The sequence below is a fragment of the Ruegeria sp. C11 genome (genome assembly GCF_056537725.1).
This window is the reverse complement of record NZ_JBQFSB010000014.1, coordinates 46,129-60,199: the sequence shown is the minus strand read 5'-3', so window position 1 is coordinate 60,199 and position 14,071 is coordinate 46,129. Positions and strand designations below refer to the sequence as shown.

General features: G+C 55.7%; 11 protein-coding genes. 7 read left to right on the top strand and 4 right to left on the bottom strand.

Features of this window, described 5'->3' with window-relative positions; genetic code table 11:
* Positions 1 to 140: 140 nt before the first annotated feature.
* On the top strand, positions 141 to 641 hold the full coding sequence (locus tag ACR0NA_RS20050; RefSeq protein ID WP_170656565.1) for a VPLPA-CTERM sorting domain-containing protein: 501 nt from the start codon (positions 141 to 143) through the stop codon (positions 639 to 641).
* A gap of 65 nt (positions 642 to 706) precedes the next feature.
* Here ACR0NA_RS20050 and ACR0NA_RS20045 read toward each other — a convergent pair whose 3' ends face one another.
* Genes ACR0NA_RS20045 through ACR0NA_RS20030 form a run of 4 tightly spaced genes read right to left on the bottom strand, consistent with a single transcriptional unit; the run spans position 707 to position 4,828 of the window.
* Positions 707 to 1,591: a glycosyltransferase family 2 protein gene (locus ACR0NA_RS20045; protein WP_480732069.1), complete on the bottom strand. Its 885-nt coding sequence runs from the start codon at positions 1,589 to 1,591 to the stop codon at positions 707 to 709.
* Positions 1,572 to 2,396, bottom strand: a complete 825-nt coding sequence (locus tag ACR0NA_RS20040) for a CpsD/CapB family tyrosine-protein kinase (RefSeq protein ID WP_480732067.1) — start codon at positions 2,394 to 2,396, stop codon at positions 1,572 to 1,574. Before ACR0NA_RS20040 ends, ACR0NA_RS20045 begins: the two co-directional genes overlap by 20 nt.
* A 31-nt stretch (positions 2,397 to 2,427) precedes the next feature.
* The gene (locus tag ACR0NA_RS20035; protein WP_480732064.1) at positions 2,428 to 3,969 is read right to left on the bottom strand and encodes a GumC family protein; all 1,542 of its coding nucleotides are present in this window, start codon (positions 3,967 to 3,969) and stop codon (positions 2,428 to 2,430) included.
* 1 nt (position 3,970) lies between these two features.
* Positions 3,971 to 4,828 carry an AAA family ATPase gene (locus ACR0NA_RS20030; protein ID WP_170656572.1) on the bottom strand — a complete coding sequence of 286 codons (858 nt, stop codon included), beginning with the start codon at positions 4,826 to 4,828 and terminating at the stop codon, positions 3,971 to 3,973.
* 667 nt (positions 4,829 to 5,495) lie between these two features.
* On the opposite strand from ACR0NA_RS20030, the gene ACR0NA_RS20025 reads away from it, so the two are divergent.
* From ACR0NA_RS20025 to ACR0NA_RS20000, 6 genes are all read left to right on the top strand, one after another.
* Entirely contained in the window at positions 5,496 to 6,185 is a 690-nt protein-coding gene (locus ACR0NA_RS20025) for a sugar transferase (RefSeq protein ID WP_480732061.1), read from the top strand.
* Between the two features lie 72 nt (positions 6,186 to 6,257).
* A complete protein-coding gene (locus tag ACR0NA_RS20020) occupies positions 6,258 to 8,708 on the top strand; it encodes a tetratricopeptide repeat protein (RefSeq protein ID WP_480732059.1) in 2,451 nt (816 codons plus the stop codon).
* Positions 8,709 to 8,806: 98 nt separating this feature from the next.
* On the top strand, positions 8,807 to 9,439 hold the full coding sequence (locus tag ACR0NA_RS20015) for a polysaccharide biosynthesis/export family protein (protein ID WP_480732056.1): 633 nt from the start codon (positions 8,807 to 8,809) through the stop codon (positions 9,437 to 9,439).
* Positions 9,440 to 9,506: 67 nt separating this feature from the next.
* Entirely contained in the window at positions 9,507 to 11,009 is a 1,503-nt protein-coding gene (locus tag ACR0NA_RS20010; protein ID WP_480732054.1) for a hypothetical protein, read from the top strand.
* Positions 11,010 to 11,173: 164 nt separating this feature from the next.
* Complete coding sequence (xrtD, locus tag ACR0NA_RS20005) at positions 11,174 to 12,775, top strand: VPLPA-CTERM-specific exosortase XrtD (protein ID WP_480732052.1); 1,602 nt, start codon at positions 11,174 to 11,176, stop codon at positions 12,773 to 12,775.
* Positions 12,776 to 12,964: 189 nt separating this feature from the next.
* Positions 12,965 to 14,068, top strand: coding sequence for an acyltransferase family protein (locus tag ACR0NA_RS20000; protein WP_480732050.1), 1,104 nt, complete (start codon positions 12,965 to 12,967; stop codon positions 14,066 to 14,068).
* Positions 14,069 to 14,071 lie beyond the last annotated feature (3 nt).

Sequence of the window (14,071 nt, the reverse complement as noted above, 5' to 3'; positions counted from 1 at the left end):
AAATGCCCCAATTCTCCAAAAAAGGCTTCGCACCACACTGTAAATAAAGTACTAATTCCTAAGAGATAAGTGCCACCCCCGAAGGGGTGTGTGTAACTAGGGATAAGGGTGAGGATTAGATGCTTAGAGCTTTAAAAACGATGGCTGTTGCACTTGTTGCGGCCGTGTGGATGACCGGATCAGCCAGTGCGATTACGTCGGTAACGAGTGGCGGCAGCTATGATATTACGTCCGACAACTTCTTTACCGGTACAGTGTCAACGAATGGCGGCGGAGGTGCCTATTCGGTAAATTTCACATCGCCATACGATACCGTCGGTAACGCGAATGCGTCTGTCACGATGCGCGTGCTGAGTTCTTTCTCCAACCTGACGATGACCTGGGTTGATGCTGCAACCAATACAGCTCTGAAGTCGGTCATGCTTGTGGCTGGTGTTGCAACGCTGGATACGATTTTCACCAGCGCCAACACGCAAGGCCAGAATCTGGTGTTCAGCTGGTCCGATTCCGCATCTGCGACCGGTGGGCCGATCACCTTTGACTTTGACGTGGCTGCGGTTCCGCTGCCTGCGGGCGGCCTGTTGCTGCTGACTGCACTTGGTGGTCTTGCTTTGACACGTCGCCGCAAGACTGCGGCCTGAGATTACATTTCTGATTGTTGTGGAAGGGGCCGTTTCGCGGCCCCTTTTCAGTTGCGGCAGGGCGCTCAGATTGAGCGCCCTGCCGCCTGGCGTAACATCCAGACCATACGCGCGCACCTAAGCCGGATCAGCGTTGCAATGGCCCGCAGGGTTTCGCCCGTTGAATCCAGCTTGTCACTGGTCAGAACTTTGGGTGTATGCACCATGGCACTTGCGGGCATGGCCAACCCGCGGATTGCCCATCGCAGGCGTGCGGCGGGTCCGGTTCCGTTCAACTGATACGCCTCCTGAGTTGTCCGCCGCCACTTTGCCTTGAGCGCTGGCCAGTCCTGCCGGGACGGGTGGCTGACCCGGAACTGGTCCTCATAAATCAGGTCATAACCCCGAGAGACGGCGCGCATGGTCCATTCCCGGTCTTCCGATACGCCGTTGATGAATCCGCCGATCGCGTCAAACACGTCGCGACGGGTCAGCAGATTGCCAGCACCGGAAAATCCCTGAACTTCGATATACCTGCGGAAGTTGAAGGCAAAAACCGCCTCGAATGCTTCCGCTCCACTGCGCGGTGGCGGGGTTTCGTCAAAGACATCGACCCGGCCCCCAATCAGATCGGCCCGGTCGGCGATCTCGCGTCCGACCGTCAGCCAGTCAGGCGCGGGCACGCAATCGGCATCAATGAAAAACAGCCGTTGCGCCTTTGTCTCGGCAACCCCTCTGTTTCGGGCATGTGCAGCGCCTTTTTGGGCCTCAATAATAAACCGCACCTCGGGAAAGGTATGACACAGCCCGTCCAGCGAAACCGGAGAGGCGTTGTCCACCACCACGATTTCGGTGTCGGCAATGTCATTCTCCATCAACGCCCGCAGGCATCGTTCCAGCCTGGGGACGTCGTTGTAGTGGGGAATGATGACCGCATCCGCCGGAGCCGGATCAGTAGGAGCCGTACTCATTTCCGAAGGCTCCGCTGATATAGCGACATTTGGTTAACACGATCCCCATGACCTGCGTCAGTTCGGCCAGCTGCCGTTCTGCCACATCTATATGGTCAATGCTGGTTTCCTCGGCCGCGGCCAACAGCAGGGCACAGTCAACGTTTTTCAGAAACCCATGGCTGTCGTCGCTCGCCATCAGCGGCGGTGTATCGAACAGCATGATATCAGGTTTGTATTCGGCTTCGATCCGTTCCAGCGCCTCGATCGCCCACCGGCTTTGCAGGATTTCCGCCGGGTTGCGTGTCGGGGTGTAGTTCAATCCGAAGATCACATTCTTGCCGTGGCGCAGGGCATGCTCCCGAAACGGTACTTTTCCGTGAATGACGTCGGCCATGCTGTGACCGCCGGTCTGCTTCAGTATCTCGGCCAGCCCCCTGCGCCGCATGTCAAAGTCGATCACGACCGTGCGCAGGTCCGCCTGCCGCCCAAGACTGAAAGCAAGATTTGCCGCGGCCGTACTTTTCCCGCATCCACTGTAGGGGGACGTCAGCGCCACACGGCGCCAGCCGTTGGACAGGATCTGCTGCAACATCTTTGTCCGTAGCATGTCATAAGGCCCGGCATCGGGCCCGCCGCGATAGGCAATCAGACGCTTGCGTGACACAAGAGACTGGTCGATTTTCAGCTCGGGCAGGGATTGCCAGGCATCATCTTCGTCTCCCGATGGAACATAGTGCTGCTCCTCGGTTAGCGCGAGCGGTTCGCTCTGGCGGCTTGCGCGTTCTTCGCGGGCCTTTCGAATTGCCACCTGAAGACGGTCCATTACACCCTCTCCGAACTTGTAGGAGCAAAAATCACCAATAAACCTCCAACTTGTCGATCACTCTCTCGGCGATCAGATCCAGGGGCAGATAATACGTGTGTACGGCCCAGACCCCTGCGGGAACACCAATCAGAATTGCCAAAATAACCAGAACCCAGATAAGCCGGTACCGTATTTTCTCACCTCGGGAGCGCACATAAGGGATGGTTGCGATTGGCCAGACCTCGAGCTTGTTGATCAGGTCTTCCGGCCGGCGCGCGGACCGGTTCAGGAGTTCCAGCAAAACGACAAGCCCCAGCCCCAGCATGATGCCAAAAGCTGTTCCTCCGCCAGCAATCATCAGGCGATTGGGTTTGGAGGGCTCGGTTGGCGCGGACGGATGTTCGATCACGGAGATGCGCTGTCCTTGGGACGTCACTTCGATTCGTTCTCCGGTTGAGGCTTCCGCCAGGCGGCTGATGGCGGCATTATACTGGGACTGGATGTTATCATGGTCGCGCTGCAACTCTGCAAGCGTGATCGCATTGGCCGGTGTCTGGTCGATTGTCAGCGTCAGTTCTCCAAGACGCTCTTCAATCACGACCCTTTGATCCTGAAGCGATGCAATCTGTGAATCGATTTGGGCCAGTTGAATGTCGAGAGCCGAGTTACCCGTCTGCGCATCCGGTTGCGTGGGATTGGCCGCCTGCTCAGCGGCAACAATCTCTTCCAGTTTTGCGATCCGGGCGCGCAGCAACCTGATTTGCGGATTGTTCTCAGAATAGATGACACGTTGATTGTCGAGCTGCGTCTGCAACTGACTCAGCTGTTGCTGCGCCGGGGTCAGGTTTTGCTGGGCTACACCGACAACCTGCCCGGTCGAACTATAGATCTTTACAAGCTTTTCCCGTTGCCCCTGGAGCGCAAATATCTGCTGGTCCGTTTGTTCGAGATTGGTCTGCATTGCCCCCTGCTGCGCCAGCCGGAACTGAAGGCTGTCAGGCAATGCGCCCGAGTTCTTGTTCTTGAACTCGAGAATCCGGGCGCTGCGCTTGTCGAGTTCGTCGTTCAGGCGCTCCACTTCCTGCTCGAAGAATTCCAGCGTATCCGAGGCCCGCTCCTTACGATAAGACACGTCAAGTTTCTGGATTTCGGTCAGATATTCGTTCAATACACCGGCTGCAATCTGACCGGTCCTGGCTTCATAGCTGATCGTCATCAAATTGGCCTGGTTGAGGCCAGTGCTGATCCAGATGGATGTTTTGGCACGCAATGCATCCACGATCTGATCCGGGCTTGCCTCGGACTGATCCTGCAGCACGTCGAACTTGCGGGAAATGTCCAGAAGAACCGGTCGGGTCAGTAGGCGCTGCTCGACGATCTGAAGCTGTTCCGCTGCGGGTGTCGTCACGGTACTGGCGGCCAGATTGCCCGGAATCTGAGGGGATTCAACGATCAGCCGCATTTGCGAAACATAGGTGGGCGGCAAGGTCATTGCGACGATGATCGAAACCGCCGACACGATCATGGCCACGATGAGGAAATACGGAAAGCGCCTCAGAAAAATGGAAATGTAATAGCGAACCGGGCCCATCTCAGACTGTCAGCTCCTTCTCAAGGGAATTCCCACCAAAGAATACACCGTCGTTGATCACTTGATTGACGACCTCTTCGTCCACTTTCTCCGCCTCATTTGTCCAAGCATAGAGCAGGGCAAAATCGCAGAACTGATTCACGAGGCGCGGCACACCATGAGTCCGGTGGAAAATCAGCTTGCAGGCTTCCTCGGTGAACTCCTCGCCTGAACCACCGGCAATCTTCATCCTGTGACTAATATAGTGCTCGACCGAAACCTCATCCATCCGCTCCAGATGAAAACTTGCGGCCACCCTTTGTGTCAGCTGACGCATCTTGGGGTCCAGAACCAGATCCCGCAACTCGGGCTGGCCGACCAGAACAAGCTGGATCAACTCATCCGTGTTGGAGTTGATGTTGGTCAGCATGCGGACTTCTTCCAGACCCTCGACGGTCAGGTTCTGCGCCTCATCAAAGATCAGGACCACCCGCCGCCCTTCGGCATATTCCGAAATAAGAAAATCCTGCAGCGCCTGGAACATCTGCACATAGGTTGCGTCTTTTTCGATCGGCAGGCCCAGGGCATGCAGCACCCATTGCAGCAGCTCTCCGCGTCCGCCCTGAGCATTCGAGATCAGTCCGACCGTGATCGAGTTTTCCATGTCACTGAGGAGGTGCTGGATCAGGGTTGTTTTCCCGGCGCCGATCTCTCCGGTCAGGACCGTGATCGGCGCGCAGCTCATGATGCCGAACTGCAGGATCGAGTAGCCGCGCTTGTGAAGGGGCGACCAATACATGAACCCCGGATCCGGCAGCAGCGTGAACGGCCGCCGGTCGAGCCCGAAGAAATCTAAATAGAATCCATCGCTGGAAGCCATGGCGCCACGGTCGCCTTCCGCTTTGTCAAAATTAATCCTGGTTTCCCGGAGATTACCCAAACTTGCACCCTGAACCACCAGCAAATCCTTACACAATGCAGAGATATCACACGAACCAACAAATACTTGGCTCTTATTCTGCCACAACATCAAGGCGGCAGGCATCACTAATTTCCTCAGGCGATACATTGGCCTCGCTGGTGCCTCAATTGAAACAGTTTTTAACAATTGTTTCCCTGAATCGCCCCAAAAAGCCGAGATATTATGATTGGAGGTGGTCGACGATTCTCAATGTCTGCCACTCCCGATTTGCCCTTCTCACAGCATCAAAACCAAGAAAGCCGCCTTATTGCGCCGAAATGTTGCACAATCACGCTGATTTCATCCTGTTTCCGACACAGCCGCCTTGTACTGAAAGTGCTTTGTGCAACCATCATTTCATGGGCTTAAGACGCGCTGAGGGGTGATTAATGTTTTGCAAGCCAGTGGGAATTTGTTAACAATTAACAAAAGGAGGCTTGCCGAGCATGGAATACGGGCAGAGTCTGAAATAGACATAAAAATATAATAGATTTTGTATAAAATTTTGAGGCTTAGTGCTGAGTGTAAGTGGTCTCTGGGTGTGTAGGTGGTTCGTGAGTATTTGTGTGTGTTGGGGGTTTGTATAGTGACAAGTCATTCAAAAGAGGTTGCCAACGCTGGCGTTGGCTACTCTAAAATTCCTGCGATGCCGACCTCGGCGCACTATCCGGGGTTTTACAAAAGCATGGGAAAACGCATCCTTGATATTGTGTTCGTCCTTGTTTCGGCGCCGATCGCCGTGCCGCTGGTGCTGATCTTTGCCACGCTGCTTGCCTGTCAGGGTGCGACCCCGTTCTACCGGCAGCAACGGGTCGGTAAGAACGGCAAGATTTTCAACCTGCTCAAACTGCGCACCATGGTGAATGACGCCGAGGCGGTTCTTGAAAAGCATCTGGCGGACAATCCCGAGGCCCGGGAAGAGTGGAACCGCAACCAGAAGCTTCGCAATGATCCGCGCGTCATCAAACTGGGTTCGTTTCTGCGCAAGTCTTCGATGGATGAACTGCCGCAATTCTGGAACGTTCTTGTCGGTGAGATGTCCATGATTGGTCCCCGCCCGATGATGGTGAACCAGCAGAAGCTGTATCCCAGCAAGCTCTACTATGCCATGCGCCCGGGCATCTCGGGGTTGTGGCAGGTTTCCAGACGCAACAACTCTTCATTTGCCGAACGTGCGCACCACGATATCGAGTATTGGAAGAACATGTCGTTTGGCACCGATCTTTCCATTCTGACCCGGACCATCTTTGTCGTTTTGCGCGGCACCGGCTGTTGAGGCCGAGGTTCGCTCCGGGCGTATCCGGCCAGCCGCGAACCTTTCGTGACTGATTTTTGCGGGAGTGCAGCAATGAGCAGAACCGGGATTTCCATCGGTAAGCGTCTGACAGCTGCCCTTTTCGCTGCGACCCTGTTTCTGAGCGCCTGCGACTCGGCCGAAGAACGGGCAGAGGCGCATTTCCAGGCGGGGATGGCCCATCTGGAGCAGGGGGATGTCGAGCGCGCGCTGGTCGAGTTCAGGAATGTCTTCAAGCTGAATGGTCGGCACAAAGAGGCCCGCCTGACCTTTGCCCGGCTGGAGCGTGAGCGCGGCAATATCCCGATTGCCTATGGTCAGTACCTGCGGCTGGTCGAACAATTCCCGGATAATTTCGAAAGTCAGTTCGCCCTGGCCGAAATGGCGCTGGAAGTGGGCAATTGGGAGGACGTGAGGCGCCATGGTACCGCCGCTGCCGAGCTGGAGCCCGAAAATATCGAAGTCCAGTCCATCAACAACACTTTGGCTTACACCGATGCGGTCAGGGATGGCAGCGCTGCGGGTACGGACTTTGCCGTGCATACTGCGCGCGAACTGATCAAGGAACGCCCGGATCTGATGACCGCGCGCAATATCGTGATCGACTCTCTGGTCCGCAAACAGGATTGGTACGATGTGCTGGACGAGGTCGATGCGGCTCTGGTCGTTGCCCCGAAACAGGACAATCTTTATGCGATCCGGATTCGGGCGCTGCAGGAGCTGAACAAGCCTGCAGAAATCGAAAAACAACTCAGAAGTATGATGCTGATCTACCCCGACGACCGGGGCGTAGAGCAGATGCTGGTTCAGCACTATATCGATCGGGACAATCTGGATGCCGCCGAGGCGGTGCTGCGGGAGGAAGTGGTTCCTCAGGCCGAAGACTATCACCCCGCGCAGCGACTGGTTGCGTTCCTGAATGAATATCGCAGCCCGCAGGCAGCGATTTCCGAAATGGACGCGATTATCGCGCAGGGCGGACCGAACACCCCAAAGCTCAAGACCATAAGGGCGACACTGAAATTCCATTCGGGCGATGAGCAAACCGCGCTTGCCGAGATGAAAGAGTTGGTGGAAAATTCCGAACGCACCACTCAGACCCGTGAAAACGAGGTGGAGTTCGCCCGGATGCTGTTTCAGGCGGGTAAGTCCGAGGAAGGCCGCGCCCTGATCGAAAAGATCCTCTCGGAGGACGCCACACAGGTGGATGCACTCAAGTTCAAGGCGGCATGGCTGATCGAAGAGGATAATACCGGTGACGCCATCGCCCTGCTACGCGAAGCACTTGGCGAGGCTCCGCGGGATCCGCAACTGATGACCCTGATGGCCGGCGCGCACGAGCGCAATGGCGACCGGGAACTCATGGGGGAAATGCTGGCGCTTGCGGCGGAAACATCTCAGGGCGCGACAGTAGAGTCGCTTAGTTATGCCCAATATCTGATTGCGGAGGGCGATCTCAAAATCGCCGAAAGCGTTCTGATCAATGCCCTCCGTCGAAACTCGGACAACCGGGAACTTCTGCCGCTGCTGGGGCAAATCTATCTGAGAATGCAGGATTGGGGGCGCCTTGAGGCCGTGCTGAACTCGCTCAGCGATCTGGACGAAGCGGAGGCGCAGCGTGTTTCCAAGGAACTCAGGGCTCAAATGCTGGCAGCTCAGAACCGGTCGGATGACCTGACGGACTTCCTGAACGAATTGGCGGACGATCCCGAATTTGGCCTTCCAGCCGATATCGCGCTCATCCGGTCAATGCTGGCGCAGGGCGATGCACAAGGCGCCTTCGGGCGTCTCGACCAGAAGCTTGCGGAAAACCCCGGTTCACTGCCACTGCAATTCGTGAAAGCGCGTGCACTGACTAGCGAAAACAAGCTTGATGAAGCCAGGGGGCTTTATCGCAAAATCCTTGCGGACTATCCGAACACGGCACAGGTCTGGGTGGCGCTTCATACGCTGGAAACCCGCCACGGCAAGCCAGAGGATGCCAGGGCCGTGCTGTCTGAGGCATTGAATGAGCTGCCTCAGAGTCCGGAAATACTGATGCTTCTTGCCGCAACTCATGAACGCGACGGGGATCTGGATCAGGCAATCGCCGTTTATGAAAAGCTCTACCCGCTCAGCAACCACTCGTTGGTCGTGGCCAACAATCTGGCAAGTCTTCTGACAACCCACCGCAGTGACGATGAAAGCCTGCAGCGCGCCCAAATCCTGGCGCGGCGCCTGCGCGGTACACGTATTCCCGCGTTTCAGGATACATATGGCTGGATCGCCTATCGGGTCGGCAACTACGACGAGGCGCTCATCTATCTCGAGCCCGCAGCGCGCGCCTTCCCCGATCAGCCGCTGGTTCTGTATCATCTAGGCAAGGCCTATGCCGCCCTTGACCGAAACGAAGATGCCCTGCGCACATATCAGGCGGCCCAGGCCCTTGGGCATTCTCCGGATGTCACATCTGCGCTTGAGGATGAAATTGAACGGCTGCGCACAACAAGTGACACCGGCCAATAAGCGTGCCGGTGAATCCGCTGCATTTCTGCCGCAGCCTGCAACCGACGAGACTCCTGTGGATTGTTTCGTGAATTTGAAAAAGGCATAAGGGGGAAAAAGTGAAAGATTTGAACATGCGGACAGTTATCGGATCATTTATCGCTCTCATCATCTCTATGATGATTTCAACGGGTGTTTCTGCGCAAAGCTCCTCATATCAGATACAGCCAGGTGATGCGCTTCAGATTGAGGTCCTTGAAGATCCGACTCTGAACCGGACCGTTCTGGTTCTGCCGGATGGATCAATCAGCTTTCCGCTTGTCGGCGCGGTGCGTGCTGCGGGCCAGTCGGTGAACGGGCTGAAGAACTCGCTGACGTCCGCGCTGTCGAGCAATTTCAATACACCGCCGACCGTATTTGTCTCGATTGCATCGCTGGCGCCGCCGCCACTGAATCAGGGGACTGTTCCAACGGGCCCAACGATCGACATCTTCGTGACCGGCGAAGTCGGTTTGCCAGGCAAACTCCTTTCCAGCAAGGGAACAACCATTCTTCAGGCTCTGGCCGAGGCCGGGGGACTAACAAGATTCGCGGCCCGCAAACGTATCGAACTGCGGCGGGCAGACAAAAAAACAGGCGTGATGACCAAGTTTATCTATAACTATGATGGCACGGGCAACAGTATTAGTGGTGGCACAGTACTCAAGACCGGAGACGTTATTGTTGTGCCAGCACGCCGCTTGTTCGAATAGGGGCTAACAGGTGGGGAAAATTGGGAAAAGGCTGTCCTTTGCTCTGGCAAGCGGGGCAGCCTGCATCATGTCATTTGCGCCGGCAGCCGGACAGCAAACGTCCAATCAACAGACTACTGGCCAGCAGACTACCGGTCAACAAACGCCCAACCAACTGACATCCAATCAGCAAACACCCAGCCAGCAGCTGATCAGGCAAAGGGCATTGCAAAACCCGGCGCGAAGGCTGGCCCTGCCTGCCGGACAGCAACTTGGGACCGGCGAGGGGCTGAGCGTCACACTCGATTACCTGTCCACGTTTAGATATGATGACAATCTCCGGCTGACCAATCCATCACTCGGTTCAACATCGCGGTGGGAGAACCTCCTCGGTATCGGGGTCGTGAATCAAACGCCGGATTCGACCCTGACATTTGACCTCTCGGGGCTCATTCGGATTTATGACGAACCGATTCTTGGATCGGACACGGAATTCAACGACCCGCTCACACGGTTGACCTATCTGCGCGACCGGGCCAACAGCCGCTTCAGCGGATTGCTTGAATACCGCTCAACCGATCTGAACTTCAACCGCTCACTCACAGACATCAATCAGGATGGCATTATCGATGCCGGCGATGTTGTCATTTCCAGCGGTGATCGCGCCGATGGCCGGATAAACCTGGATTGGCAAACCGGTCTCAACGATCCGCTCGGCTTTCAGCTTACATACAACCGTTACGAGCGCACCTACACAAACACGACCGATCCGGACCTGTTCGACAACGAATACGACGATTTTGCTGCGACTGCTCTGCTGCGCTTCTCTCCGGTTTTGCAGGGGAATGTGAGCCTGGGCTATATCGGCTATACGGCCGAAGATCAGGAACGGACTGACAGAAAGACGACGACTCTGTCTACGGGCATTTCGTATGATGTTTCCGCGGTTACCACGATCAATGCAGATATTGGTGTAACCCAGGTCGATGAAACGCTGCGGACGTTCAATACCAATACTGTGGACGAAGATTATGTCGCGCGCTTTTCCTGGTTCAGAGAGCTTCCGGATGGTTCTGTGAATGCCCTGCTTGATCATACTTTTGGCGTCAACGGAGCCAGAACGAATGCAACGGTTGGCCGTGATTTTCAACGGCCCAACGGATCGTTCGATTTCAACATCGGTCTGACGCATGGCCCATTCGGGGAAACGACCGTTATCGGCGATCTCAACTATGTGTATACGGTCAACAGATCACAGATCACCGCGACAGCACAGCGCCGGGTAGACACCAGCACGCAAAGCCGGGAAACCCGCCAGACACTGGCCTATTTCGCTTATGACTATTTCATCAATCAGGATTCCGCCCTCTCGTTGAGCATAGATTACGTGGATCAGGAAGAAGAAGGCCCCGGCCCGACCGATCCGCTTTCACGCACGAACATCACCGCCGCTTATACCCGCGCGATCACCAAGGACTGGGCGATGACCCTCGGGTATCAATACCTGATCGATGAGCAGCGTCAGTCAGCGCAGGCAACCGGGAGTTCCATCTATTTCACGCTGGGGCGACGGCTATTCCTCAAACCCTGACGCACCCAATGATTGTTTCCCGTTTGTAGACAAAATTATCTGTACTGCGGCACCTTTCCGGTTCGAAGTCAAAAATCCCGAGGTAACTGGCCGGAAGCTTAAGAACCCGATCATTTCGTGCATGATGAACACTGAATTTTGGCCTCGATTCGAAGGAACGGACCATGCAGGCCAGCGGCAAGGCGCTTGATACTGCCCGGATTACCCTGTCGGCCATAAATACGACCGGGTTGTTTTGGTTTGTCCTGCTCATGGCCGGGTCAATGCCGATTTTCTGGCTCGGGCTTGTCTCTCTGGGCGCAGCCTGGAGTACGCCCGAATACAGCCACGGACCGCTGATCCCGGTCATCTCGCTTTATCTTTTTCTGCGCGAGCTGCGTAATTACCCCCCACCCAACCCCACTATCGATGATCGCTGGCCAGGTGTGATGGTGATCGCACTAGCACTGGTCGTCGCCGTTCTGGGCAATCTGGCGCGTATTCCGGATATCGTCACTTACGCGATGATTATCTGGACAGGTGGCTTGGTGCTGACCGTATTCGGCTGGGAACGCGGCAAATACCATCAGTTGCCGGTGCTCCATCTGATCTTCATGCTGCCCCTGCCACAATTCGTCTATTGGAAGCTCACGATTTTCCTTCAGTGGGTTTCGTCGGAGCTTGGGGTCTGGTTCGTGCAGATGGCTGGCGTCTCGGTTTTCATCGAAGGCAACATCATCGACCTGGGGGTCTACAAATTGCAGGTGGCCGAGGCCTGCTCCGGGTTGCGCTACCTGTTCCCGATCCTGAGTTTCTCATATCTTTTTGCTCTGCTTTACCGCGGCCCTGTCTGGCACAAGGTGGTTCTTCTGGTCTCGGCTGCTCCGCTGACCATTCTGATGAACTCCATCCGCATCGGCGTTATCGGCGTTCTGGTTAACTATAACGGCATAGAGCAGGCCGAAGGATTCCTGCATTTCTTCGAGGGCTGGATCATCTTCCTGCTTTGCGTGACCGTTTTGTTCCTGATGGCGATCGGATTGCAGCGACTTGCCCCCAATCCGCAGCCCTTTACTGAGGCGATCGATCTGGATGTCGAAGGGCTTGGCGCCATCGCGCTGCGCGTCCTGAGAATCCGTGCCTCGGTGGCTCTGGCGGCTGCGGCGCTTTTGACCCTCACTGTCTCTGCCATCTGGATGCTGCGGCCTGCCTCTGAAGTGCAGCCCATCGAACGCGATCCCTTCGTTCTTTACCCACGCCAGCTTGGTGACTGGTCCGGATCGACCGCCAGCCTGGATCCCGAGGTTGCACAGACCCTTGGTGCCAGCGATTATCTTAATGCCAGCTATATCGACACCGGTTCCGGCGATTTCGTGAATATGTTCGTGGCCTTCTACGACAAACAGACCGATGGAGAGGGTATTCATTCGCCCGAGGTCTGCCTGCCGGTTGGTGGCTGGGAAATCTTCAGTCTTGAGCCCTACGAGGTCAATCCGGGCAGCACCCCTTATGGCAGTTTCACCGTCAATCGCGCGGTAATCCAGAAAGAACTGTCAAAGCAGTTGGTCTATTACTGGTTCGAACAGCGCGGCAAACGCATGGTCAACGACTTCCGCGCCAAGATGAGCGTTATTCAGGACGGCTTTACCATGGGCCGTACCGATGGGGCGCTGGTGCGTTTTGTCACTCCGATCCTGGCCGGTGAGACCGAGGCGGATGCGGATGCACGGCTGCAGCGGTTCATGGAACCAAGCCTCAACCGCCTGCCGCGTTTCGTACCGTTCTGATGTAGGCGACAATGATTTAACGAAGGGAAATTTGGAGACGTTTCCCAATTCAATCACAAGGTTGTTTCCGCAACCTCCGGCAAAGTTTCAAGATATTTGGAGTAATGATTTCATGGATATTGTATCAATAAGCTGCCTGCCGATAAGCGCATGTTACACGAATACTGCAGTCAGCCCGGGAAAACGGAAATGAAAGAACAGGTTGCGAGTGTGTGTCCCGAAAAAACGGCGCCTCGCATCGCGGATCGGTCAGAGGGGCGGGACAACAACTTCAATCTGATCCGTATTTGGGCGGCTATTCTCGTTCTCGTGTCGCATGCCTATCCGCTAAGCTGGGGCGCTGAATTCGGGCAGCCTTTTGAATCCGTACTGCACGGGCTTTCGCTCGGCATAATCTGTGTGTGGGCTTTCTTTGCGATCTCGGGGTTTTTCATTACGCGCAGTTTTGATCGGAAACCGTCCGCAACGGCATTTCTGACTGCCCGGGCCCTGCGGTTATTTCCCGCGCTCGCCATGGTGACCATGATCACCATTCTGATCGCCGGATTTCTTCTGACGCAGGCACCCCCTTCCGTTTTCTGGGCCGAGGCGGGCGACTATTTCATCCGCAACATGCTGTTGTTCAAGCTGCAATATACCTTGCCCGGCGTATTCGAAGCCAACCCCTACGGGGCCGCGATCAACGGCTCGCTCTGGTCACTCTCATACGAAGTCACCTGTTATGTCGGCGTTTTGATATGCGGCCTTCTGGGGTTTCTCGGGCACAAGAAGATCTTTGCCGTATTGGTAGTGCTGTTTCTGTGTTTCTATACACTGGTCGTCGCTTTTATCGACGTGAACCCACGGATTGAGGTACTCACACGGCTTGGACTGCCCTTTCTTTCGGGAATGGTGCTTTATATCTGGCGTCACCATATTCCCTTGTCCTGGGCATTGTTGACCGGGCTGACCGCACTGGCTTTCGCGGCTTGGTTCACACCGTTGTTCCTGCCGGTTTTTGCCGTCAGCCTGTCTTATGCAGTGTTCTTTTTCGGCTATGCCAGAGTTCCGCTGCTTTTGAATTACAACAAGCTGGGCGACTATTCTTACGGGGTCTATATCTACGCCTTCCCGATCCAGCAGCTGGTGGCACAATCAGGCGTGACGACGCCTGTCATAAATATGGCGATTTCACTGCCCTTTACCCTGCTCTGTGCAGTGCTTTCCTGGCATTTCATCGAGGCCCCGGCCATGAAGCTCCGGCGCCGGAAGAAAGCACCGGGGCATATTGAAACCAAACAAGCCGCCGAGTAGCGG